Genomic DNA, 22,744 nt, shown 5'->3' on the forward strand with positions numbered 1-22,744 from the left:
GCCCCGTTTGCTCAGTAGCCGTCGACCGGCTGGGTGGCCTGATCGAGATAAAGGGGATAGACGAGGTTGTGGCGCGTATTGGTGGTGCGCACGATGTAGTCGATCCGGATGTCGAGCCGGCCCTCAAGGGGATCCACCAACGCTGTGTCGATGCGCTCGACCAGGATGCGCGGCTCGAAGAACAGAATCGCCTTGCGGATCATTTCCTTGAGTTCGGTCACCGTGCTTTCGGAAAGCGTATCGAACACAGCGCGGCGCAAGCCGCAGCCGTAGGCGGGCAACATCACGCGTTCGCCGGGGTTGGTGCCGAACAGGATGCGCAGGCTTTCTTCGATGTCTTCCACACCGGTCGCCATGCCGGCCTGCCCGGAGCGCGGGTCAAAGCGCAGTGGAAACTGCCAACCACGGCCGAGGAACGGGCTGGAGCTCATCGTCACCCCCCGATCAATACCGTGGGCAAGCCCATGACCACGCTGCCGCCGTGCGCAGTGGCATCGCCCACGCGAGCGGCAGGGCGGCCACCGATCAGTACCGTGGTGGAGCCCTGCACGATCACGTCGGGTGGCCCCACGCAGACTGCATTGTCACCAACCACGGCCGCGGGCAGGCTGCCGATCAGCACGGTGGGCACCCCAGGACCGACCACCGGACCGCCAACGTGCGGCACGGGCGGCAACCCTGGTGTCTGCATTGGACAGGTGTGCATGTCGGTCAAGCGAGCGGCGGCGGGCATCGGATGGCACTCCTAGTTGATCATGACCACGCCGCCCCGGACCGTCGTCTGCCCGGACGCGGACAGCTCGGCGGTGGCGGCACCCTTGCCGGTAAAACCGGCCTGGGCCTCGCAGCCGATGTTGATGGCGTTGGCCTTGATGTCGGCCTGCGCAGAGATCTCGATCGACGCCGCGGCCTTGAGCTGGATGTTTCCCTTCGCGTTGGCCGTGATGTCATAGGGGCTGTCGAGCGCGATACCGCTGCCAGACAGTTTCACGCTGTTGCCGTTCTGGTCTTGAACCAGGATCGACTTGTCTTTGTCGTCGAGCACCACCTTGTTGTTGCCTGGTGTGGTGATGGTCACGATCTTGTCCTTCTCGTTGAACTCGATCTTGTGCTGCGCACGCGTGACGATCGCCTTGGTGTCGTTCGGCGCCTCGATTGCGTAAGGCGGCGTATGCCCGGCGCTATAGAGCGATCCCAGCACGACCGGGTGGCTGGGATCGTCATTCAGGTAGCCAACAATGACCTCATCGCCAACTTCGGGAAGGAAGAACATGCCGAAGGTATTTGAGGCGTAGCCTTGCACGAGCCGCGCCCAGATGCCCTCGGTCTGCGCCTGCATCACCGGCAGCGCAACCTGGATGCGCTGCGCGTTCTGCGGATCGCCGTCCAGCTTCTTCACAACGCCGATCTGCAACCCGCCCACACCTGGCAGCAGGCCGGACGCCAGCGGCGCCGCCACATCGTCGCGCATCATGTGCCAGCGCGGGTCCAGCCCGAACTCGACGTCAGCAAACCATTGGCCGCCGGCCATCGTATGCTCGACGGCGCTGACGAACACGCTGCCCTGAAAGCGCAAACCCACCCCGCTGACCGCGACCAGCGCGCCCGGTATCACGAGGGCGTTGCCCTGGCAGCGAAGCCGGCCACGAATGCGCGCCAGCGTCGCCTTCACCTGCAAGGCCTTCGCCCACGTGGTCAGCGCGGACTGCTCTTGCGTGGTGGCCGTCTGCAACCGCATCACCTCCGGCCCCGCCACATCTGCCAGCGCGGCCGGCTTCAGGTTGCCCTGCGCATTGAGCGTGCCGGGTGCTGCGGCCTCGCCCATCACGATCTGCTGCTGCGCAGGATTCCACGCCACGGCCTGCGCCGACTTGAATTGCAGGCGCGCGTCGATCTCGGCGTCAAATTCGTACAGATTGCTGCCCCAGGTCACAGTCAGCACAGCGTCGCCGTCCGCCTTGGGTGGCTGCACGTTCACGGTGCCCGCGTCCACGTTGACGAGCATGCCATTGACTTCAGCGCGCGCGAGCAGGAAATCCCAATCGTTGCAGTAGTACTGCACAAGCTCATCGTGCTGCTGCGTCGTGCTCGCAACGTTTGCCGTCAGCCCGTGTGCGCCGATCAACGCCGTCAGGATGTCGCTGTCCGTCTTCTGGACGTAGTTGGCGTTGTTGCGGCCAACGGTCATCTTGGTGGCCGTGTCGCGGCACTCGACGACGAGGCGCGATTCGTTCTGCCCCTCGATCCTGACGCCGTAGCGCACGACGACGCCACTGAAGATCTGCGCCGAATCGCTGCCGAAACCGGCCGAGATGGTAACGACGGCGCCCGGTTCAAAAACGGACGTGTCGGCATACTCAAATTTGCCGGTCGTCATGTCACCGTCCTGGATCACCAGTTCGGCCCATGGAATGCGGTTGAAGGCCCGACGCACAGTCACCGTCATCAGTGGCAGGTTCTTCAGCACTTTCTTGTTGCTGCTGATGGTGACGTTCAGCACGCCATCGGCATCGACCGTTGGGGAGGTTGCCATGGGCTACTCCAACGGCGGAAAGTGCAACACCGTGCCCGGCGGCAGCGCGCGGAAGTAGCGCAAGCCGTTGAAGCGGGCCACCTCGGCGTAGTAGCGGCCGTCACCGTAGATCTGCTCGCACAGCAGCGGCAGTGTGTCGCCTGCACGTACCGTGACGACGTGGCTCAGGTCGGGCGAGCTGGCGTCGGCCTCCAACTGGGCCTCCTTGCTGCTTCGGTACGAGTCAAAGGCAAGCGCAGCAGTGGCACGCAGCGGTACGCCGCTTGGGCGGAACAGCGTGTAATCGGTCGTGAAGCTCGTCAGGCGGCCAGTAAAGATGAGCTGCCCCCAGAGAATCTGCACGATGCTCGGCTGATGCGACACGCCCTTGTACTCGTAGATGACCTTGGACAGCGCCGCCAACTGCTCCTCCACCTCCTGCAGCGGCGCACTGGCCGGACGTGGGATCACACCAGTGCCGTCAAATATGACCGAGAAGGACAGCTTGCCAGGCTGCATGTGGCTGTACTGGCGGCCCGAGCCGGTATCGCCCAGTGGCTTCTCCTGCGTGAAGCAGGTGCTGCGCTCATGCTTGAACTGCGACGGGTTGATCTGCAACGAGATCGACTTGCCGGCAATGGGCGAAATGCGCCCTTTGTCGTCCTGGCAGGCGGAGATCTTCAGTGGCGTGAGGTCGGCGCCGGGCAGCGGCATCTAGCGCTCCCGGAGCCGGTCGAGTTGCGCGTGCAATTGCCGCAACTGCGCGCGTTGCGCTCGGTGGCCGGAAGCCGCCTTCTCGTCGTCTTCGCAGCAGTGCTCCTGCTTGGGTGGCTGCCCGTCCTTAGCCTGGCCGCCGTTCAATTCCGAGCGGATCACCATCTGACGTACTTCGATCGTCATCGCTCACAGTTCCCGAACGCAGTTGAGGTAGGCCATCTCGATCGTTTCGATCACCACGTTGTTCTTAGTCGCATTGAATTCGTCAACGCCCCAGCGCACCGGATACGCCGACCGGAAGGTCCAGCCTCGGATCTTGTCGCCCTGTTCGTCCAGCAGGTAGACGCTGACATCCATTGGCGTTACCGGCTGGGCCAGCCCACCGCTCATCACCGACTTACACCAGCGCATCAGCGGCGAGCGGATGTCGGCAATGCCGCGTTTGAGCACCAGCTTCTCCTGCCGGACACCCTTGGGCAGCTTGTAGACGAAGCGATTCTCGCCACCACACTGCACATCCTCGGTCTCCAAAACCTGGTCCATGCCGGAGACCTCCTGAAATGAAGCGTCCACACCAGAGGCGATATTGCTGAAGCCGACCACGAAGGAGAACGACACCGGCATGAAGTCGGTGTCCGAGCCAGCACCGTAGTGCTTCGATTTCTGCATGCGTGAGAACCCGTGGCGGGGCGTCAGCCGTTGGCGATCGTCAGGCCTTCATGGGCAATCTCGATGGTCTCGACTGCGACCTCGTTGCCCTGCGCCTTCAGGTCAGTCCCGGTAATCTTGGCCGGCCAGGCATTGGTGAGCGTCCAGACCATCGTGGCGTTGCCCGACTCGTCAAGCAGGCTGATGGTCACCGGGACACGCTTGATCGTGTTCATCTTGATCTGCTTGAACCAGTCCCAGAACTTGTTGTCGGCCTTGAACACGCCCTTCTTCATGGTCACGTTGCCGTACTTCTTGAGCCCGGGCATCTTGGCGGTGGAGAACACAGGGTTGTCACCGCTGCGGTACTCGATCTGCTGCGCCTCCACGTCCAGGCCCGAAACCTCTTCGAACGACATCACCGTGGAGTCCCATTTCACCTGGAAGTGGAACTTGGGAATGGGCCAAACATTCTGCGACTGTGCCGAACCATCGTCTGCCATGACGATCTCCTTTTTTTACGCGATCAGGTTATGGGGTCGGGAACGCCGCCCCATCAGGACTTCTGCATCTGTTGCTGGAACGTGATCTCGATGAACTCGGCCGGACGCACCATGGCTACCAGCACGGTCACGCGCATGATGCCCTCGAGGATGTCGTCGGGCGTCATCGTCTCGCCAAGCCCGACGTGGACGCTGAATGCATCGTCCGGCACCGCTCCGGCCAGGCCGCCACGTTTCCAGATACTGGTAAGGAAGTTCTGGATCATGCTTTTGATGGTGACCCAGGTGTTGGCAACGTTCGGCTCGAACACGAGCGCCTTGGCGGCAAGGCGGCACGACTCCTCGAGCATGATCATCGTGCGGCGCACGTTGATATAGCGCCAATCGAGGCTGTTGCCGTCCAGCGTGCGCGCCCCCCAGACCAGGACGCCTTCGCCGATGAAGCTGCGGATGGCGTTGATCGACTTGCCCTGTGTCGTCACGTTCAGGTCTTCCTGGTCGGCAGCGGAAATGCTGACCGACGGCGAGACCACGCCGGCAAGGCTCACGTTGGCCGGCGCCTTCCAGACGCCACGCGAGTTGTCGACCATCGTATAGATGCCGGCCATTGCAGCGCTGGGCGGCAGCAGATTCAACTGATACTTGATCTCACCCAGCACCGTGTTGAACAACGGGCTGATCGACACCAGCGTCTTGTTCAGCAGCGCCTTGTTGCTGAGGATGGCATCCTTTGAAAGCGGCTGACCGTCCTTGTCCTTGACTGTGGTCCAGTCCTTTGTGATATCTGCGACGGCTTCGAAGGTGTCCTTCGTCTTTTGCGTTGCGTCGTTGGGCAGCGCATCGGGCAGCTCGAGGTCTGCGCGCAGCAGTGGCAGCAGTACGTCGGGGTTGGCGATGTTCTCGTAGCTGATGTCCTTATCGCCGACCACCGTGGTGTTGAGCCACGGGTAGTAGGCCGACGCGAAATCGAGATAGTTGATGCCAAGCGCGTTGCGGAACGCGGCCACGGGGTCGCCGGCCGGGTCGGTGCGCGGCTTGTCGCCACCCCAGATGTCGAGAATCGACACGCGATTGCGCATCTTGTCGCCGCAGTGCGCGAGCATTGCCTGCTGCAGGTCAATGCAAACGTCGGCCTTGAACTTCACGGCCTCCGGAACCACGAGCATCGTGGGCTCCTGCTCCTTGAGCAGTTCTTCGATGCCGGCCTTGAACTTGTCGGCGTCCAGGTCATCGGTGTAGGTGCCGACCGAGACGATGTAGCACGGCCCGCCGCCGTTCTGGAAAAAGTGGCGCAGCGCCGAGTAAAGCAGATAGCCCCCGCCATCCTTGCCGTCCGGCATCTGCAGCACGTAGTCCTTGCCCGCCACGCGAAACGCGGCAATGGCCGACGGATCGGTCTTCTCCGCGATATTGAAGCGCGGAAACGGCGCAAGGCCGAAGTACTGGTGGTATTCGGCCATCGAGCTGATGCGCCATGGCTTCATGGCGAGCGGCTTGTTGCGGTTGTCCGCGATCTCTGTGTGACCGATAAATGCAGGCACTGCCGTCGCCACCTCCACCACGGAGTTGGGGAAGGCATTCTTCTCCACGATATAGACGCCTGGCGTCTTCATTGCACCCATTGAAAGCTCCCGATGAAATGGTTACCGACTGACAAAGATCTCCGATACATCGTGCGGCACACCGTCAATGACTTCGCGTCGCAGCCCGTCCGGCGCGGCCGTCGGCATGCGTGCCACCAGTACGCGCTCGGCGTTGCCCATACCACGGCGCAACTGGAACCGGTGCTGCGGACGCTCCTGCAGCGCGATCGGCGCGAGCGAGCGGATCGTGATCGCTTCGCGTCCGTCGGGCAGCGTCTCGCGCGCCGGCTCGCCGAACATGTTGACGTCGCTCAGATCGACAAGACGTATGTCGTCCGCCCAGTCGCCGAGCAGAAGGTACTTCCAGATCGTGGTGCGAACCGGCAGCTCCAGCGTCCAGGCGTCGGCAGTCGCGTCTGTCCACGCAGCAAGGCTCTCGCAGCCTGACGGCGCCAGCGGCAGTTGCAGCCGCGCCAGCACGCCGGCGCTTCCAGCTGACCCGCCCGTCACGTCCTGACGCAGCAGCCCCTCCTGCCCAGGCGACGGCCGAAACGTGCCCCCGGCTGCGAGCAGGCGCACATCCGTGTAGCAAGCCCAAAGCGGATCGGACGAGTGCAGTGCCAGCGCCAGGCCGTCTGTGAGCCAAGCGTCGCGCTCGCTCCACAGGTTCGGCAGTTGACGCTCCGGGGCGAGCATGACGGCGCGGCGCGCGTCGCCGCGCAGATGCAGGTCAAAGCGCGCCATCAGCGCCGCCGCAGACGGCTCCGCCCGCAGATGCAGCGCGTCGGGCCGGCCTGGCGCGAAGTACGGATGTCGCACAGCGAGGCTCGCGAGCGTGCGGTACCCACGCATCGTCTCCCGGGCCACGCTGGGTGGGGTGGCCGTCGTCATCGTCCTGCCCCCTGTGCGTCGACATCGGGTTGGCTGATCAGCGTTTCCCGACGTCGCGGTGCGTCGTCACCCAGGCAGACCAGCCGCACCCGGTACAACACCGAGGGCAGGTAGCGGCCGCCATGAATGCTCCACAGACTGTGCATCTCGCTATTGCTCAGGTTCTCGATGTTCAGGACCAGCCGATCGATGCGCGGGTCCAGGCCCGGCGAGCTTTGATGATCGAACACCGGCCGCGCCTGGAAGTACGCGATGGCATCGGACAGGAACCGCAGCGCTTCGGGATACCCCTGCCCGCTGAAGGTCGCCGCGCAGATCACCAGCAAGTTCAGGAACAGCGGCTCCACACCGCGCAGTTGCGTCCGTTGCTCGCTGCCGGCCCCGCCCGCGCGATGCGCCGCGGTATCGCGCTCAATGCCACTGATGAACAGCACCAGCTTGTTGCTCGCCGATGTCACCACACCGCCGCCTGGTTCCTGCAGGTTCGAGACCACGACCATGTCTTCTGCCAACACGAGACGCCGTCGCAAATGCTGGTTCAACTGCATCGCGAGATGGCCAAGGGCGCTGTCGATCACGGTCGGTCGGAGAGTTGTCGCGGCTGTGTTGCCGGGCAAGGGCATCCGTCGCGCCCCCCGTCAGCCGCAGCACTTTGGGTATCGTTGCCGGGATATTGATCGGGCACCCGGCGGCGAGCTATCAGTAGATTGCTGAAGTGCGATGCTGAAATGCTTAGGACATCGGCGGCGTATTCCCGTACATGCCGCCCGCCATCAACGAAGCGCCACTTGCCCACATCGGTAGAACGCACGAATGGACGGGGATACGACCGCAGAAGCGATCTCGGGCCGCGACGAAAAACGATGTGGTCGCAGGCCGCCCCTCCGGATGAGCTCTACGCCTCAGCATTGGCAGGGCCGCAGGGACCCGGCAACGTCCAGAGCGGACGCTTGACCGGAAGCGCTTCCGGCGCTGTTACTTGGGGGATCGGCAATATCTCGATGGCAACCCGGACGGCGGGCATGCCGAGGCATACCTTGTATGCCGGGCTGGCGGCCATTCAAGCGCCATCCGCCTCACTCCATGTTGGAATGGAAGCCGCTGAGCCGCACTCGAAGTCTCCAATCAGACCAAGAGTTCTCCATTGATCGTCGGCTTGCGCTCAAGCAGCGCTGCCAGCTTCCGCAGCGCTAGTGATAGCTGCGCACGATCATCGACACCGCCCAATGAAATACGAATCGCATTGGGTGAGCTTGGCCCGTCGCAGAAGGCGTCTGACGGCGTGACGCGCAGATCCTCCGCCAGCGCGGCCCTTGTCAGCTGATGCGTCGACCAGTGGTCTGGTAGACGGTGCCAGACGTGAATGCCGGTCGGCGGCAACTGCCCGATTCCGCTGAGCCACCGGTTTGCGAGTTCACACCGCGCGAAAGCCTCGGTACGAATATTCTCGAGCAACTGGAATGCCGAGCCATCATGTATCCACTGCGAGGACAAGGCTGCAGTCATCGGTGCGGCCATCAATGCGAATGCGCGGAGCGCGGCAAGCAGGTCGTCACCACGCGCACCCACTGGCAGCAAGACGTATGCAGTACGCAGCCCTGGGCTGAGCGTCTTGGACAGGGTCGACACATAGTAGGTCTGCGCGGGCGCGAAATGGACCAGCGGTGGCGGCGCACCGGGTGTCAGCAGCCAGTACGGATCATCCTCCAGGATCGTGATGTGACAGCGTTCGGCCACGCGAGCAATATCGGCCCTGCGCGAGGCCGGCATGGTGTGTGTGCTCGGGTTCTGTGCTGTCGGATTCAGATAGACCAGCCTGGCCCCATTTGCGCAGGCCGCTTCCAGCGCGTCGGGGAGCATTCCATCGGCATCGCATCGCGCGGTGATCACACGTCGGCCGAGTTGGGCCACTGCGGCGCGAATGCCCGGATAGGTCAGGGGCTCGGTGACGATCGCATCGCCGGGGCTTGTGAGGCTCAGGATCATGGCCGCGATGGCGGCCTGCGCACCGGGGCAGACAATCACCCTGGACGCGTCGACAGTCCCCAGTACCTGCGTCAGCCAGCGCACACCTGCACCGCGGTCTGTCGCACTACCGCCCCCGAGCTGGTAGGTCATCAACAGGTGCGGGTCGCTATGCAGCAGGACTTGTGAAAGCCCGCGCCGCAGCAGGTCCTGAAAATCGAGCCCCGCCGGCGGTGGCGGCACATTCATGCTCATGTCGACAACCCGGGCAAGCTCCGCGCGCGGCGCCGCAATGAACGTCCCAAGCGCCCCCTTGGCATCGATGAGATTGCGGCGTTTCGCTTCGGTATACGCCCGCGTCACCGTCGTGAGATCCACCCCAAGAGCCTTGGCAAGGCTACGTTGTGGCGGTACGCGATCCCCCGCAGCCAGGCGCCCGTCGCCGATCGCCTGCTCGATGAATTCGACGATCTGCAGGTACCTCGCCCCACCACTCTGCGTGATTTTCAGATCCCATCGCGGGCTTGTGTGTCGATCTTGCATGGCATCCATGACGTGAATCTTCTCGCTTGTATGGGTTTTGTCTTTAGCTAGGATGCCAGACATCATCATCTGGATCCATACATCCCTCATGCGCCAGTCCCCTTCCCTGGCTCGCTTGGTGTGGTGGCAGCCATTGCAGTAGCCCGAAGTCTGGGGCGTTGGATACCTGTGTGATGTGTAACCACGGTGTCCGACATGCTTAAACCTAGCGCTTGGCCGGCAGGCAACCCTCTGCTGAAGCCATCCCCATACAACGCCCCAGCAATACCGTCGCGCGTGACTGCGCTCCTCCTTGTCGCCCTTGGAAGCGCATTACTGAGCGGTTGCAACCTCGAGTTGCTGTCGCCCAAGGGCAGCGTCGGAGAACAGGAGAAATCGCTCATCCTGATCGCGCTGTTCATCATGCTGCTGGTCGTCATCCCCGTGATCCTGCTGACGCTGTGGTTTGCCTGGCGCTACCGCGAGACGAACACACGTGCTACGTATGCACCGAAATGGGCCCACTCCACTGCCATTGAGGTCGTCGTCTGGGGCATCCCTTGCTTGATCGTGGCCTTTCTCGGCGTGCTGATCTGGAACACGACCCACAAGCTTGACCCCTACCGCCCGCTGGTCTCACAGGTCAAACCGATCGAAGTCGAAGTCGTCGCGCTGAACTGGAAGTGGTTGTTCATCTATCCGCAGTACGGCGTCGCCTCGCTGAACCAATTGGCGATTCCGGTTGGGACGCCGGTCAACTTCCGCTTGACCGCCGAGTCGATGATGAACTCGTTCTTCATTCCGCAACTGGGCAGCATGGTCTACACGATGGCGGGTATGCAGACACGCCTGCACCTGATTGCCGATGAGCCGGGCACCTATCTTGGCCAATCCGCCGCCTACAGCGGTGCCGGCTTCTCCGACATGCATTTCAAGACCCTGGCGATGTCGCCCGAGGCATTCGATACGTGGGTCCGTTCGGCCAAGGCCGCCCCCAACGCGCTCGACCTCAAGACGTATCAGGCGCTCGAGCGGCCGAGCAGCAAAGACCCTGTCACCCTGTTCTCGTCTGTCGCGCCGAAGCTATTCGATCGCGTGGTCGACAAATACATGCTCGCAAATGGCCAGATGTGTCGCGCGGACGGCCCCGAGTCCCTGCAGGCCTCTCTGCCTGTCCCGCCCACGTCCGTCGCGCGCACGGAGCAATAAGTCATGTTCGGAAAACTCAACCTCGATGCCATCCCGCTCCATGAACCGATCATCATGGGGACGCTGGCTGCCGTGCTCATACTCGGTGCGGCGCTGATTGGCGCCATCACCTACTTCGGCAAATGGAAGCCCTTGTGGACAGAGTGGATCTGCTCGGTCGATCACAAGAAGATCGGCGTGATGTACATCATCCTGGCGCTGGTCATGCTGCTGCGCGGCTTTGCCGACGCCATCATGATGCGTGTCCAGCAGGCGATCGCCTATGGCGATGCCGCCGGTTACCTGCCGCCGCACCACTATGACCAGATCTTCACGGCGCACGGCGTGATCATGATCTTCTTCGTGGCGACGCCACTGGTGCTTGGCCTGATGAACGTCATCGTGCCGTTGCAGATCGGTGCCCGCGATGTGGCTTTCCCATTCGTCAACTCGCTGAGCTTCTGGCTGTCGGCCATGGGGGCTGTGTTGGTCATGATGTCGATGTTCGTCGGTGATTTCGCGGCTACGGGGTGGGTCGCCTACCCACCGCTATCAGAGCTCGGCTACAGCCCGACGCCGGGCGTCGACTACTACATCTGGTCACTGCAGATCTCCGGTCTCGGAACCACGCTGACCGGCATCAATTTCATCGCTACCATCCTGCGCATGCGCGCGCCGGGGATGGACCTGATGAAGATGCCGGTGTTCACCTGGACTGCGCTCATCACGAACATTCTGATCGTTGCGATCTTCCCGGTGTTGACCGCCACGCTCGCCCTCCTCACGGCAGACCGCTACCTGGGCATGCATTTCTTCACCAACGAGCTTGGTGGAAACGCAATGATGTACGTGAACCTGATCTGGGTGTGGGGTCACCCAGAGGTTTATGTGCTGATCCTGCCGGCGTTCGGTGCGTTCTCCGAGATCATTTCGACGTTCTCGAGAAAGCCCCTTTTCGGCTACAAATCGATGGTGTACGCCACATCCTCGATTGGTGTCCTGTCGTTCTTCGTCTGGCTGCATCACTTCTTCACCATGGGGTCGGGCGCCAACGTCAACGCCTTCTTCGGGATCATGACCTCCATCATCTCGATCCCAACCGGCGTGAAGCTGTTCAACTGGCTGTTCACCATGTACTGGGGGCGAATCCGCTTCCATTCGGCAACGCTGTGGACCATCGGCTTCATGGTCACCTTCGCCGTAGGTGGCATGACCGGAGTGTTGCTGGCCGTGCCTGGCGCCGACTTCGTGCTGCACAACAGTCTGTTCCTGGTTGCCCACTTCCATAACGTGATCATCGGCGGCGTGCTGTTTGGCTGCCTGGCCGGCATCAGCTTCTGGTTCCCGAAGGTGTTCGGCTTCACGCTCGACGAGTTCTGGGGCAAGGTGTCGTTCTGGTGCTGGCTGATCGGCTTCTTTCTGGCCTTCATGCCGCTCTACGCGCTCGGCTTCAAGGGCATGACGCGCCGGATGAACCACTATGCCAACGTGGATTGGCATCCGTACCTCGTGGTGGCGCTGGTCGGTGCGGCAATCATCGGCCTTGGCATCCTCGCGATCCTGGTCCAGTTTGCCGTCAGCATCCGCGATCGCAAGAAGAACCGCGACCTGACCGGCGACCCATGGGACGCGCGCAGCCTCGAATGGTCGACCGCCTCGCCCGCTCCGTTCTACAACTTCGCGCACGTGCCACACATCACGTCGCTCGAACAGCACTGGGACGACAAGGAAGCCGGCCGCGCGTGGCAGCAGCCTGCGCACTACGAAGACATCCATATGCCGCGCAACACGTCGGCCGGCTTTATCGTGTCCGCGTTCGGACTGTTGCTGTGCTTCGCACTGGTCTGGCACATGTGGCTCGTGGCTGCCGTGGGCCTTGTCGGCGCCGTCGTCACGTTCGTGCTGCGCAGCTACGACCGCAACGTGGACTACTACGTGCCCGCGTCCGAAGTCGCCCAGATCGAGCGCACGCGTTACGCCCAACTGCAGGAAGCTGCCTGAACCATGACCCCCACTCACGCCCCAACACTGCCTCGCGCTGCCCACAGCGCGGCGCACGCGCACCACGACAGCAGCGCCAACACCACGCTGGGCTTCTGGCTCTACCTGATGAGCGACTGCCTCATCTTCGCGGTCTTGTTCGCAACCTTTGGCGTGCTCTCCGAAAGCACGGCAGGCGGCCCTGGCGGGCGGCAACTGTTCGAGCTGCCGTTTGTGTTTGCCGAGACGATGCTGCTACTCGTGAGCAGCTACACCTTCGGTCTTGCCATGCTGAAGCAGGATGCCAACGCAGCGCCTCGAATGATCCGCTGGCTGGTCGTCACGTTTGTGCTCGGAGCAGCCTTCGTCGGCATGGAGCTGTATGAGTTTTCCCATCTGCTGCATGAAGGTGCTGGGCCCAATGTCAGCGCCTATCTTTCCGCCTTCTTCACGCTGGTGGGCACACACGGCCTCCATGTGACGCTGGGCCTGCTGTGGCTCGCTGTGATGATTCACCAGATCCGGCATTTCGGCCTGGACGACGTGGTTCGGCGCCGGCTCGCCTGCCTGAGCCTGTTCTGGCATTTCCTCGATCTGGTCTGGATCTGCGTCTTCACCTTTGTCTATCTGCGGGAGTTTGCATGAAGCCGTCCCACCTGCATTCTGCGCACGCCGGCGATGTATCCGCTCACGGCAGCCTGCGCAGCTATACCGTCGGCCTGCTGCTTTCGATTGCACTCACGATGGCCGCGTTTGCGATCGTCATGCTGGGGAAACTGTCCACGCCTGCCACGATGGCCAGCATTGTCGGCTTGTGCGTGGCACAGCTATTGGTGCAACTGATCTACTTCCTGCATCTCGGCACGGGCTCGGGACAACGCGGCAATACCGCGATCTTTGTCTGTACCGGCCTGCTGATCGTCATCGTCGTCGCGGGTTCCCTGTGGGTCATGCACAACGCCAACGTGAACATGATGTCGACCGACATGTCCATCGAGCGTGCACGCGCACGCGATTGACCCCGCAATCCACGTCTAAGACGCTGTTGGCCCGCAACTGGTGGACGAGCGCCATCCAGTTTGCTGGCCAGACCCATCGGTTACTGAACGGGGAGTTCACATCGCCTTGCACATGAACCAGGGAACGATCGTATCCCGCAGTTCAACATCGAATTCCCATACCGGTGCAGCGCTTTCAGTTGGATCTTCGCCATCTGGCGCGCCTAACGCCTATCTCGACTCCCGGAGCAAGCCAGAAGCCAGGCGAAAAAGAACCCGGGCGATTTGCAATAGACACCGGCACATGATTCAGGCTGCTTCCCCTGCGGAAACCCCGCTACAACAAGCCGTATCCAAGCTGAAAAGGGCTTTGGCGCGAGGCACATTGTTCGATAACGCAGCCGTATAATCGCGCTGCAATGCGAACGGGGACCGATATCAAATCGGCTATCGCATTGTTAATAAAACAAAACAATACGCGCGAGTCAGATCCATGGATACCAACCATAAACCTTCGGCACCTTCGCCCGAAGAGGAACACCACCCCGCCATCGTCCGCGTGGCTGACGCCACCATCCGCGAGGCCAATACGCTGCTGCACTCCAGCGGCGGCATGGTCTTCGGCCGCGGCATGATCGGCACCGTCCTGGCGCTGGTGCTGGGTTTCCTGTGCCTGCTGGGTGTGCTGGCGTTTCACTTTCCGCAGTACCTGACCACGCCCGAATTGCGGCGTGCGTACTCCGTGGATGTGATTCGGCAGATTCTGTTTGTGTCGCTGCTGATTTCGGGCGGGCTGTCGCTGGCGAATATCGTGCTGGATAACCGCCGCCGCCTCAATTGCCTGGCATTGGTATTCGTGGTGATTGCGGTGGCATTGGGCGGCTCGCGCGTGCCGGTGGGCGATTTCCCGGACCATACGCCGTATATCGGCATGGACTGGTTCATTCTCGATCTGCTCGGCTCCACGATGATCTTCGTGCTGCTCGAGAAGCTGTTCCCGCTCTACAAGAAGCAGCCGGTGTTCCGCGCCGAGTGGCAGACCGACATGGTGCACTTTGCGGTCAACCACTTCATCGTGGGGCTGGTGCTGCTGGTGGTGAACTTCCTGATCCACCGCGTGTTCGGGTGGATGGTGCATGCGGATTTCCAGCAGATGGTGCAGCACATCTGGTTCATTCCGCAGTTGCTGCTGTGCATGCTGGTGGCCGACCTGATGGAGTACGTCACGCACCGCGCGTATCACGAGGTGCCGTTCCTGTGGCGCTTCCATGCCGTGCATCACAGCGTAAAGACGATGGACTGGCTGGCCGGCTCGCGCCAGCACATCCTTGAGCTGATCGTCACGCGCGTGGCCGTGCTGGGGCCGCTGTTCGTACTGGGTTTCGACAAGGCCGTGGTGGATGTCTACATCATCATCGTTGGCTTCCAGGCGGTGTTCAACCACGCCAACGTGCACCTGCCGTGGGGACCGCTGAAGTACATCTTCGTGACGCCGGATTTTCACCACTGGCACCACTCTTCGGAAGACGAAGCTATCGACAAGAACTACGCTGCGCACTTCGCGTTCATCGACTACATGTTTGGCACGGCGGTGAAGTCGACGAAGGCCTTCCCGGAAAAGTACGGCGTGGTGGGTGACTACATGCCCGACGGCTTCATTAACCAGCAACGCTTTCCGTTCCGTCGTCAGCAGGACTGAGTCGAGGACGCACCACCATCATGCCGATCGCCCCCGCTGCGTTGCGTCTCATCCACCGGCTCGGTCTCGAACCGCACCCGGAAGGCGGCTTCTACCGCGAGACCTATCGCAGCGAGGAACGCATCCAGCGCGGCCGGATCGATGTCATGGCCGTCGAACGTGCGGCGGCCACCGCCATCTACTACCTGCTGGCGGATGACGCATATTCCGCCTGGCATCGGATCCAGTCGGACGAGCTCTGGCATTTCCATACGGGTGATGCGCTAGACGTGCATGTGTTGGAAGACGACGGTACGGTGCGCACGCATCGCTTGGGCCACGCGGCCGAGGACGAGATGGCGGTGTACCAGGCGGTGGTGCCGGCGGGCCGCTGGTTTGCTGCCGAGCGCGTGGCCGGTGCGCACGGTTACGCGCTGGTTGGCTGCACGGTCGCGCCGGGCTTCGAGTTCAGTGAATTCGAATTGGCGGAAAGCCGTGTGCTGTTGAAGAGTCATGCGGCACATGATGATCTGATCCGTCGGTTGCTACCGAGGTTGCCCACTGAGCCAGCAGTGCGCTAGTCAGCACCACACCACGCTCTCGTAGCCGACTGTGCGGCGATAGACGCTCATGCCGTGCCACGTGCTGTACTCCATGTACGCGCATGTCAGGACGACGATCCAGTTGGCTGCTGTGGCTGTGGTGGACATATCCCCTCCCATCTCTGCAGTGCTCCGATAGCTGTGTTATCGGCACGGATTCAGCTTATGAGAGGGCAGCGAAAAGCCATTGCACGAGCAATGACGGTTCTTGGTGCCAATTCTCAGGGGGATCTTTTGCATCACGTCATCGCGTGTGATGCTCGATTGACACCCTTCTACGCGGCCCGCCGCATCGCCCTGAAGACATCGGGCTCCCACACGCGCATCGCTAGCAGCAATGCAGTGCCGCGCTTCTCGGCACGTGGTGCATCGGCTGCCTCGTCGTGCAGGGTGGCGAGCTTGGCGCGCAGTCTGCGCAACTCGACCTGCAGTTGCGCATACCCAGCCTTGGTCAGCATGCCGTGGCTGAAATCCAGGGTCTCTTCCGCACCGTCGAAGCGGCTCTCCATGAAGTCAGGCATGCCCCGTTGCAGAAAAAACTGTCGGATCGGCCCATAGGGCAGCCAGTCGAAATCGCGCGCGACCAGCAACTGGATGCGGTTGCCGGGCTTGAGCTGCACGACGCCCATGCGGTCGAGCACCAGCAGCTGCTTGATGCACTCCGCCTCTGACAGCCGATAGGTCGTGACGATATCGACCAGCGACCAGTGGTTGAGCGCACACACCGCGACAAGCAGCAGCTTGTCGTTCGACACGAGTTGCGCCTCCTGCGCCTGTGTGAGCGTGTGAATGCGTGCCTGTGACGCTTCCGATTGACGCAGCAATTCCGCCATGGTCATGCCGAGCAGCTCGCTGAACTGCGCCAAGCGGTCGACCGTCAACCGCCCGCTGGAAAGCAACCGCTTCACGCTCGGCTCCGACAGATCGAGCGCTTGGCCGACGTCGCGATAGGTCATTCCGGCAGCCTTCAACCGCTGCTTGATGGTTGCGATGAGCTGTGTGATCTCGGTCATTTAGGTATCGTTTTTTGATACTTCAAGTGTCGATTCCGGGATTTTTCCAGATAAACCGTGCGGATTCCAGTCCTGTTACGCATGCTGCGCCTCACGCCACTCCGGCGTAGCCAATGCATCCAACCCTTGACCTGGAGCCCACGTTGAAACCGATCCTGATTGCTCTCTTTTGCGCACGAGGCAGGCTGTCACGCCCCGCATGGGTGCTCCGCCTGGCAGGGCTGGCGTTGAGCTGTGCCGCACTCGGCTCCGCCGCCATAGCGGTCTGGGGCGATGCGGCGGGCGCGGTCTTCAGTGTGCTGTTCCTCTGGGCAGCCGGTGCAGCCTCGGTGCGCCGCCTGCATGACGCCGGGTTGAGCGGACACCGCTTGTGGTGGGTGCTGCTGCCGGTACTTGGTCCGCTATGGCTGCTGATGTTGCTGTTCAAACGCAGCATCGACGGCGAGAACCGCTTCGATGCGCAGCCCGCGGCGCGCGTCGATTACCTCCAGGTCGACATCGCGGGGTAATGCCATGACGACCATCAACGACACGACCGTCAACGACATTACGCAGCTCAACCGCATGCCGGTGTTCTCAGTGGCCGCCCCCCGCTCCACCCAAGACGTGGTCGATGCACTGAGCGGCACGGTCTTTCCGGTGTCCGTGGGCGGCGGGCACTTCAGCATGGGCGGTCAGACCGCCAGCCCCGGCACGCTGCATCTGGATCTGCGCAAGATGAACCGCATCCTGCGCTTCGAGCCAGAGGCCAAAACCATCCGCGTTCAGTCTGGCACCCGTTGGTGTGACATCCAGCGCTTCATCGACCCGCACGGTCTGGCGGTCAAGATCATGCAGACCTATGCCAACTTCACCGTGGGCGGCACGCTGTCGGTCAACGCGCACGGGCGCTACCTGGCCGGACCGGTCGTCTCATCTGTACGAGCCATCACGCTGGTACTGGCCAATGGAGGGGTGATCGAGGCCACGCAGGCCATGCATGCCGACCTCTTCCACGCAGCAATTGGCGGGTACGGCGCCATCGGCATCATCACCGAGGTCGAACTGGAACTGGTGCCGAATGCGCGCGTAGAACGCAGCGCCGTCAAGCTGGACGTGGCGGACTATCCCGCATGGTTCGACGCCAATGTGCAAGGCCACAGCGACGTGGTGTTCCACAACTTCGACCTCTACCCACCGCACTACGCTGCCGGCCGCGCCGTCAGCTGGACGGTCACCGACAAGCCCGCCACCGCGCCGCGTCTGCAGACACTACGACAGTCTTTCCCGATGGAGCAGTACCTGCTCTGGGCCATCACTGAAACGCCGCTGGGCAAATTCCGCCGTGAGTTTCTGTATGACCCGCTGCTCTATCTGCGCGGCAAGGTGCACTGGCGCAACTACGAAGCTGGTTACGACGTGGCGGAGCTTGAACCGGCTGACCGCCAGCATCGCACCTATGTCCTGCAGGAGTACTTCGTACCTGCCGCGCAGATGGCACGCTTTGCCAAGGCGCTCGCGGCCACGCTGCGGCGCTACCGGGTCAATACCGTCAACGTGTCGGTGCGGCATGCGGCGGCTGATACGCACACCCTGATGTCGTGGGCGCGCGGCGAGACCTTTGCCTTCGTTCTCTACTACAAGCAACGCACGCGTGAGAGTGCGCTGGAAAAGGTGGCGGTGTGGACGCGCGAGTTGATCGATGCCGTGCTGGATGCTGGCGGCACGTACTACCTGCCGTATCAGGCACACGCAACGCCAGAGCAGTTTCGTCGCGCCTATCCGCGCGCAGGTGAGCTCTTCGCGCTCAAGGCGCAGCTGGACCCGCACTACCGGCTGCGTGGCGCGCTATGGGATCGCTATTACGCGCCTGCACATTCGACTAAACCGGACACGGCAACCCGGCCATCGCTGTTCGCGTCCGTCTATGGCGATGTCAAATCCGCCGACGGCTTCTACGCCTTCCTGCGGAACATCTTCAACCTCGTACCGGAAAACCGCTTCCACGCGTTGATCAAACAATGCATTGCGGCAGGTGGCGACGATGAAGCGATCTACCGCAACCTCCAGGCCGCACTGCCCGGTATCACACCGCGTTTGGCCATGCTGACCCATGCCCTGCCGGCGCTCGCCACGCAAAAGCGCGAAATCGGCCGGCAGACCGCCAGACTGATCGGCAATGCACGGCTGCGCGACTACGTCGAGATCGGCACCACCGGCCGGTACGTGCGCGCGCTGCGCAAGCATGCGGGCGTCACGGGCAGCGTCACGCTGGTTACCGATACGGCAACGGGGTTCTCGCCTGTCGACATCGTCGAGCGCGGCCAACTCCTGTCCATCGGCCGCGCCATCCCGCTGAACGACTACGCGCCGCTTGCCTTGCCGCCAGAGAGCGCTGACCTCGTGAGCTGCTTTATCGGCCTGCATCACATGGCCCCGGAGAAGCTGGAGCCGTTCCTGGCATCGATTGCGCAGGTACTGCGGCCCGGCGGCATGTTTGTGGTGCGTGAACATGATGTGACCTCGTCCGCCATGCATCGCTTCGTCGCGCTGGCGCATACGGTGTTCAACGCGGGGCTCGGTGAAAGCTGGGCCACCAATGCCGCAGAGCTGCGCCACTTTGCCAGTGCCAAAGCCTGGATCCGCCGCATCGAACGCTGCGGGCTACGCCGTACCGGCGTGCAACTGCGCCAGGAAGGCGACCCCTCCGACAACCTGCTGATGGCGTTCGTAAAAGAGCGCACCCCATCATGATGAATCGCATCAAGCTGACGCTGGCCGCGCTCGCGCTAGGCGCCGCCGCCATACCCCCCGCCTGCGCGCAGGCGGCAGACAGCCTGGTCCCACCCGCCGACCGCCGCAGCGCCGAGCAGACGCTGCTGACCTATCCGGAATGGTTTCTCGTGCACAGCCCAGCCGAATATGCACGCACCGTGCAGACCGGCACGCCGCAGGATTTTCCATTCGTCCGCCACATCGGGCAGCTGTGGTCCAGCTACGCCGCGGTATCGGCCGAACAGGTACGTGGCGGATATCCGGCCAACCCGGGCTATCACTTGATGATCGGCGTGCTCTCGGTCAGCACCACCATTGAGTACGCGCTGCGCTCGGCTTACGAAAACACCGTTGGACGACTGAGCTGGGCCCTGTCCGGCAGTCAGCCCAGTGCCGAAGATCGCTACGCCGCCGCTGCCGCCCAGGACTATGTCGACTTCATCCGCCAGGAGCCCTGGTACCGGTTTGACTTCGCCACGCGGCTTAGGCATCTGTGGGCCGACGTGCTGGGCACCGGCGCCAACCCATTGCGCAAGTGGGAGCGGCGCTATGCGCTGACCACCGAATACATCGTCAAGGCGCTCTACGGCAAGCTGATCGCCTGGGCCACTGGCGTGATCTACACCCCGGCCCAGATGACGACTGACGTGGTGGTGGACCACATCCCGCCAACGTGGGCACCTCCGGCACGAGTCAGCGTCGTGACGCATGCCGCGGATGGGCGCGCCGTGCTATCGCTGCCCCGCTATTTCGATTTCCGCATTGCGGCAACCGCCCTGGCTGAAGACGGTATTCGCATCGTCGACATTGCGGGCAACACCTCGGATGTGCTGATCACCCTCTGGCTGCCGGATAACGCGACGTTCGGTACCGCGCTGGGTCGCGTGTTGTTCGAACAATCCCTGTCTGTGCCGGCAAGGGAGCGACGTGTCGGGGCACTCATCCCCGTAGGGAGCCTGTCCGCCACCCTTCTGGCAGCCAAGCAGCACGGTTGGCAAGTCGAACACGTCTACGACTACTGAAGGTGGATCTTGGTGGAGAAGCACGCGCCCTGCGCACCACAACGCCCAAACTGATCTACGCTTGTGGTCTGCCTCAACCAATTTGCCTCTTGGGAGAACAACATCATGGCAACCATCGGTTTCATCGGCTTGGGCATCATGGGTGCCCACATGGCCCGCAACCTGCTCAAGGGCGGCCACACCCTCGTGGTCAGCGGCAAGCACTCTGTGCCCGATGACCTGCGCGCCCATGCAACGGTTGTCCCCAACTCCGCAGCCGTTGCACAAGCAGCAGACACCGTCATCGCCATGGTGCCGGACACAGCGGACGTGGCAAACGTACTGTTTGGCGAAGACGGCGTTGCACAGGGTCTTGCCGCCGGCAAACTGTTCATCGACATGAGTTCGATTTCGCCCATTGAAACCCAGGCATTCGCCAAGCGCGTGGAAGCCCTGGGGGCCGATTACCTGGATGCGCCGGTCTCGGGTGGTGAAGTGGGTGCACGCGATGCCACGCTCACCATCATGGTCGGCGGCACGGCGGCGGCATTCGAGCGCGCCAAGCCGCTATTCGCCCTGATGGGCAAGAACATCACGCACGTGGGCGAATCCGGTGCCGGGCAGACCTGCAAGGTCGCCAACCAGATCATCGTTGCGTTGACCATTGAAGCGGTGGGGGAAGCGCTGCTGTTCGCTTCCAAGGCCGGCGCGGATCCGGCGCGCGTGCGCGAGGCGCTGATGGGTGGCTTTGCCGCGTCGCGCATTCTGGAGGTGCACGGCGAACGCATGATCAAGCGCACCTTCGACCCGGGTTTCCGCATCGAACTGCACCAGAAAGACTTGAACCTGGCACTGGAAGGCGCGCGCAAGCTTGGCATTGCCCTGCCCAACACGGCCAGCGCACAGCAGCTCTTCAGCGTGTGCGCAGCCAATGGCGGCAAGGCGTGGGATCACTCGGCGATGGTGAAGGCGCTTGAGCTGATGGCCGACCACACCGTCGCTTGATCACACGTAGACCAACACGGCGCTGCGAACCTGCCCGCAGCGCCGCATTCGGCCTGGACATCAGAACGAGTGATGCACCCCGGTGCTGACCACGACCTGGCTGCGATTGGCCGACACGCCCACACCGTTGATTGCCGCCGACGGCGCATCGCCTGAGGCACGTTGATACGTGCCTTGCAAGTACACCTGCGTGCGCTTGGAGAATGCATACACATTGCCCACGCTGAACTGGTTCCAGCGCGCGCTTTCGTACTTGCTGAACGTGTAGCCGACGTTGAGCGTATTTGCTGCGCTGTAGTGCCAAGCGGTGCCCAGGTCAACGTTCTGCGAGCGTGCATTGGCGCCGCCCAGCGTGATACGCGTTTGCGTGTAGACCGCGTTGATCTGCAACGGCAGGCTGCTGAACTGGTACAGCGTGCCCGCACCGAACGACTTGACCGAGCTCATCGGCGTCATCACGCCTGGCACGAGCGTCGTGCCCAGCGTGTTGGTAATACCCAGGCGACCGGCAATGTCCAGCGCGCGGTCGTTCGACGCGGTGTAGGCCGCTGCAGCACGGAAGCCACCGTTACTGTAGTAGGCCCCCAGGCTGTAGCTGCGGCTCTTCGACGGCGAGCCCGGTACTTCGCCAAAACCGTACATACCGCCCAGTTGCAGCCCACCGAAGACAGGCGAGACATAGCGCACGGCGTTATCGATCTGGAACTGATTGGCCAGGTTGTCGAAGTTGCCTGGGTGGAACAGGTAGAAGTTGGTGAGCTGGAAGCCATTGCTCAGGCGGCCGAGGTAATCGAACATGAAGTCCGCCTGGTGGCCGAGCTGGATGTTGCCCAGGCGCTCGTTCGACAGGCCGACCCACGCTGCGCGGTTGAACAGCTTGCCCGCCACCACGCTGTTGCCGGTGTCCCCCAGAAAGCCCGATTCCAACTGGAAGATGGCCTGTGTGCCCTGCCCCAGGTCTTCCGTGCCACGGAAACCGAAGCGGTCCGGCTGCATCGTGCCTGGGTCCACACGCAAGGCAGAACCGCTGGTCGCGCCACTTTTCAAGTTGTTGATGTAGGCCACGCCTTGGTCAATGCTGCCGTACAGCGTCACGTTGCTCTGTGCAGCGGCCGTACCAGCCAAGCCCATCGCCGCCATGGCGAACAGTGTCTTCCTCATTTCCGCTTCCTCCGTTGGCCAGG

General features: G+C 62.5%; 24 protein-coding genes. 10 read left to right on the forward strand and 14 right to left on the reverse strand.

The window, feature by feature from the left end:
• Positions 1–11: 11 nt before the first annotated feature.
• The 11 genes from PI87_RS24805 to PI87_RS24860 all read right to left on the reverse strand — a co-directional run bounded on the left by PI87_RS24805 (position 12) and on the right by PI87_RS24860 (position 9,371).
• Complete coding sequence (locus PI87_RS24805) at positions 12–431, reverse strand: GPW/gp25 family protein (RefSeq protein ID WP_039600379.1); 420 nt, start codon at positions 429–431, stop codon at positions 12–14.
• Positions 432–433: 2 nt separating this feature from the next.
• Positions 434–733: a PAAR domain-containing protein gene (locus PI87_RS24810; RefSeq protein WP_039600380.1), complete on the reverse strand. Its 300-nt coding sequence runs from the start codon at positions 731–733 to the stop codon at positions 434–436.
• A gap of 12 nt (positions 734–745) precedes the next feature.
• Positions 746–2,533 carry a type VI secretion system tip protein VgrG gene (gene vgrG / locus PI87_RS24815; RefSeq protein WP_039600381.1) on the reverse strand — a complete coding sequence of 596 codons (1,788 nt, stop codon included), beginning with the start codon at positions 2,531–2,533 and terminating at the stop codon, positions 746–748.
• Positions 2,534–2,536: 3 nt separating this feature from the next.
• Complete coding sequence (locus PI87_RS24820; protein WP_039600382.1) at positions 2,537–3,226, reverse strand: LysM peptidoglycan-binding domain-containing protein; 690 nt, start codon at positions 3,224–3,226, stop codon at positions 2,537–2,539.
• A complete protein-coding gene (locus PI87_RS24825) occupies positions 3,227–3,412 on the reverse strand; it encodes a hypothetical protein (RefSeq protein ID WP_039600383.1) in 186 nt (61 codons plus the stop codon). It lies immediately after the preceding gene.
• Positions 3,413–3,415: 3 nt separating this feature from the next.
• A complete protein-coding gene (locus PI87_RS24830) occupies positions 3,416–3,898 on the reverse strand; it encodes a phage tail protein (protein ID WP_052321754.1) in 483 nt (160 codons plus the stop codon).
• Between the two features lie 23 nt (positions 3,899–3,921).
• Positions 3,922–4,380, reverse strand: a complete 459-nt coding sequence (locus PI87_RS24835) for a phage tail protein (protein WP_039600384.1) — start codon at positions 4,378–4,380, stop codon at positions 3,922–3,924.
• A gap of 53 nt (positions 4,381–4,433) precedes the next feature.
• Complete coding sequence (locus PI87_RS24840; RefSeq protein WP_039600385.1) at positions 4,434–6,002, reverse strand: phage tail sheath family protein; 1,569 nt, start codon at positions 6,000–6,002, stop codon at positions 4,434–4,436.
• 21 nt (positions 6,003–6,023) lie between these two features.
• A complete protein-coding gene (locus tag PI87_RS24845; protein WP_157003236.1) occupies positions 6,024–6,854 on the reverse strand; it encodes a hypothetical protein in 831 nt (276 codons plus the stop codon).
• A complete protein-coding gene (locus PI87_RS24850) occupies positions 6,851–7,432 on the reverse strand; it encodes a DUF4255 domain-containing protein (protein ID WP_039600387.1) in 582 nt (193 codons plus the stop codon). The genes PI87_RS24845 and PI87_RS24850 overlap by 4 nt, the downstream gene beginning before the upstream one ends.
• Before the next feature lie 547 nt (positions 7,433–7,979).
• Positions 7,980–9,371 carry an aminotransferase-like domain-containing protein gene (locus PI87_RS24860; RefSeq protein ID WP_039600488.1) on the reverse strand — a complete coding sequence of 464 codons (1,392 nt, stop codon included), beginning with the start codon at positions 9,369–9,371 and terminating at the stop codon, positions 7,980–7,982.
• 186 nt (positions 9,372–9,557) lie between these two features.
• On the opposite strand from PI87_RS24860, the gene cyoA reads away from it, so the two are divergent.
• From cyoA to PI87_RS24890, 6 genes are all read left to right on the forward strand, one after another.
• Entirely contained in the window at positions 9,558–10,550 is a 993-nt protein-coding gene (cyoA, locus tag PI87_RS24865; protein ID WP_039600388.1) for a ubiquinol oxidase subunit II, read from the forward strand.
• Positions 10,551–10,553: 3 nt separating this feature from the next.
• Positions 10,554–12,530, forward strand: coding sequence for a cytochrome o ubiquinol oxidase subunit I (gene cyoB / locus PI87_RS24870; RefSeq protein WP_039600389.1), 1,977 nt, complete (start codon positions 10,554–10,556; stop codon positions 12,528–12,530).
• Positions 12,531–12,533: 3 nt separating this feature from the next.
• Positions 12,534–13,154, forward strand: coding sequence for a cytochrome o ubiquinol oxidase subunit III (gene cyoC, locus PI87_RS24875; RefSeq protein ID WP_052321755.1), 621 nt, complete (start codon positions 12,534–12,536; stop codon positions 13,152–13,154).
• Positions 13,151–13,528: a cytochrome o ubiquinol oxidase subunit IV gene (gene cyoD / locus PI87_RS24880; RefSeq protein ID WP_039600390.1), complete on the forward strand. Its 378-nt coding sequence runs from the start codon at positions 13,151–13,153 to the stop codon at positions 13,526–13,528. Before cyoC ends, cyoD begins: the two co-directional genes overlap by 4 nt.
• Positions 13,529–14,000: 472 nt before the next feature.
• The gene (locus tag PI87_RS24885; protein ID WP_039600391.1) at positions 14,001–15,206 is read left to right on the forward strand and encodes a sterol desaturase family protein; all 1,206 of its coding nucleotides are present in this window, start codon (positions 14,001–14,003) and stop codon (positions 15,204–15,206) included.
• A 20-nt stretch (positions 15,207–15,226) separates the two neighbouring features.
• Entirely contained in the window at positions 15,227–15,766 is a 540-nt protein-coding gene (locus PI87_RS24890) for a cupin domain-containing protein (RefSeq protein ID WP_039600392.1), read from the forward strand.
• Here the strand turns inward: PI87_RS24890 and PI87_RS29910 are convergent, their stop codons facing one another.
• Both PI87_RS29910 and PI87_RS24895 read right to left on the reverse strand, forming a co-directional pair.
• Complete coding sequence (locus tag PI87_RS29910) at positions 15,767–15,895, reverse strand: hypothetical protein (RefSeq protein WP_269746668.1); 129 nt, start codon at positions 15,893–15,895, stop codon at positions 15,767–15,769.
• 167 nt (positions 15,896–16,062) lie between these two features.
• Positions 16,063–16,800 carry a helix-turn-helix domain-containing protein gene (locus PI87_RS24895; RefSeq protein WP_039600393.1) on the reverse strand — a complete coding sequence of 246 codons (738 nt, stop codon included), beginning with the start codon at positions 16,798–16,800 and terminating at the stop codon, positions 16,063–16,065.
• 143 nt (positions 16,801–16,943) lie between these two features.
• On the opposite strand from PI87_RS24895, the gene PI87_RS24900 reads away from it, so the two are divergent.
• The 4 genes from PI87_RS24900 (at position 16,944) to PI87_RS24915 (ending at position 21,560) form a co-directional block, all read left to right on the forward strand.
• Positions 16,944–17,309, forward strand: coding sequence for a DUF805 domain-containing protein (locus PI87_RS24900; protein ID WP_084210099.1), 366 nt, complete (start codon positions 16,944–16,946; stop codon positions 17,307–17,309).
• A 4-nt stretch (positions 17,310–17,313) separates the two neighbouring features.
• On the forward strand, positions 17,314–19,533 hold the full coding sequence (locus PI87_RS24905; protein ID WP_039600394.1) for an FAD-binding protein: 2,220 nt from the start codon (positions 17,314–17,316) through the stop codon (positions 19,531–19,533).
• Complete coding sequence (locus PI87_RS24910) at positions 19,530–20,576, forward strand: hypothetical protein (protein WP_198139627.1); 1,047 nt, start codon at positions 19,530–19,532, stop codon at positions 20,574–20,576. Before PI87_RS24905 ends, PI87_RS24910 begins: the two co-directional genes overlap by 4 nt.
• A 105-nt stretch (positions 20,577–20,681) precedes the next feature.
• Positions 20,682–21,560, forward strand: coding sequence for a 2-hydroxy-3-oxopropionate reductase (locus PI87_RS24915; RefSeq protein ID WP_039600396.1), 879 nt, complete (start codon positions 20,682–20,684; stop codon positions 21,558–21,560).
• Positions 21,561–21,620: 60 nt separating this feature from the next.
• Here PI87_RS24915 and PI87_RS24920 read toward each other — a convergent pair whose 3' ends face one another.
• On the reverse strand, positions 21,621–22,721 hold the full coding sequence (locus PI87_RS24920; RefSeq protein ID WP_039600397.1) for a porin: 1,101 nt from the start codon (positions 22,719–22,721) through the stop codon (positions 21,621–21,623).
• Positions 22,722–22,744: the final 23 nt, after the last annotated feature.

This window comes from Ralstonia sp. A12 (assembly GCF_000801955.1).
Lineage (GTDB): Bacteria > Pseudomonadota > Gammaproteobacteria > Burkholderiales > Burkholderiaceae > Ralstonia.

Bases quoted from the DNA above. Each gene is read 5' to 3' on its own strand.
- PI87_RS24805 (WP_039600379.1), bottom strand. From the start codon at position 431: ATGAGCTCCAGCCCGTTCCTCGGCCGTGGTTGGCAGTTTCCACTGCGC.
- PI87_RS24810 (WP_039600380.1), bottom strand. From the start codon at position 733: ATGCCCGCCGCCGCTCGCTTGACCGACATGCACACCTGTCCAATGCAG.
- vgrG (WP_039600381.1), bottom strand. From the start codon at position 2,533: ATGGCAACCTCCCCAACGGTCGATGCCGATGGCGTGCTGAACGTCACC.
- PI87_RS24820 (WP_039600382.1), bottom strand. From the start codon at position 3,226: ATGCCGCTGCCCGGCGCCGACCTCACGCCACTGAAGATCTCCGCCTGC.
- PI87_RS24825 (WP_039600383.1), bottom strand. From the start codon at position 3,412: ATGACGATCGAAGTACGTCAGATGGTGATCCGCTCGGAATTGAACGGC.
- PI87_RS24830 (WP_052321754.1), bottom strand. From the start codon at position 3,898: ATGCAGAAATCGAAGCACTACGGTGCTGGCTCGGACACCGACTTCATG.
- PI87_RS24835 (WP_039600384.1), bottom strand. From the start codon at position 4,380: ATGGCAGACGATGGTTCGGCACAGTCGCAGAATGTTTGGCCCATTCCC.
- PI87_RS24840 (WP_039600385.1), bottom strand. From the start codon at position 6,002: ATGGGTGCAATGAAGACGCCAGGCGTCTATATCGTGGAGAAGAATGCC.
- PI87_RS24845 (WP_157003236.1), bottom strand. From the start codon at position 6,854: ATGACGACGGCCACCCCACCCAGCGTGGCCCGGGAGACGATGCGTGGG.
- PI87_RS24860 (WP_039600488.1), bottom strand. From the start codon at position 9,371: ATGGATGCCATGCAAGATCGACACACAAGCCCGCGATGGGATCTGAAA.
- cyoA (WP_039600388.1), top strand. From the start codon at position 9,558: ATGCTTAAACCTAGCGCTTGGCCGGCAGGCAACCCTCTGCTGAAGCCA.
- cyoB (WP_039600389.1), top strand. From the start codon at position 10,554: ATGTTCGGAAAACTCAACCTCGATGCCATCCCGCTCCATGAACCGATC.
- cyoC (WP_052321755.1), top strand. From the start codon at position 12,534: ATGACCCCCACTCACGCCCCAACACTGCCTCGCGCTGCCCACAGCGCG.
- cyoD (WP_039600390.1), top strand. From the start codon at position 13,151: ATGAAGCCGTCCCACCTGCATTCTGCGCACGCCGGCGATGTATCCGCT.
- PI87_RS24885 (WP_039600391.1), top strand. From the start codon at position 14,001: ATGGATACCAACCATAAACCTTCGGCACCTTCGCCCGAAGAGGAACAC.
- PI87_RS24890 (WP_039600392.1), top strand. From the start codon at position 15,227: ATGCCGATCGCCCCCGCTGCGTTGCGTCTCATCCACCGGCTCGGTCTC.
- PI87_RS29910 (WP_269746668.1), bottom strand. From the start codon at position 15,895: ATGTCCACCACAGCCACAGCAGCCAACTGGATCGTCGTCCTGACATGC.
- PI87_RS24895 (WP_039600393.1), bottom strand. From the start codon at position 16,800: ATGACCGAGATCACACAGCTCATCGCAACCATCAAGCAGCGGTTGAAG.
- PI87_RS24905 (WP_039600394.1), top strand. From the start codon at position 17,314: ATGACGACCATCAACGACACGACCGTCAACGACATTACGCAGCTCAAC.
- PI87_RS24910 (WP_198139627.1), top strand. From the start codon at position 19,530: ATGATGAATCGCATCAAGCTGACGCTGGCCGCGCTCGCGCTAGGCGCC.
- PI87_RS24915 (WP_039600396.1), top strand. From the start codon at position 20,682: ATGGCAACCATCGGTTTCATCGGCTTGGGCATCATGGGTGCCCACATG.
- PI87_RS24920 (WP_039600397.1), bottom strand. From the start codon at position 22,721: ATGAGGAAGACACTGTTCGCCATGGCGGCGATGGGCTTGGCTGGTACG.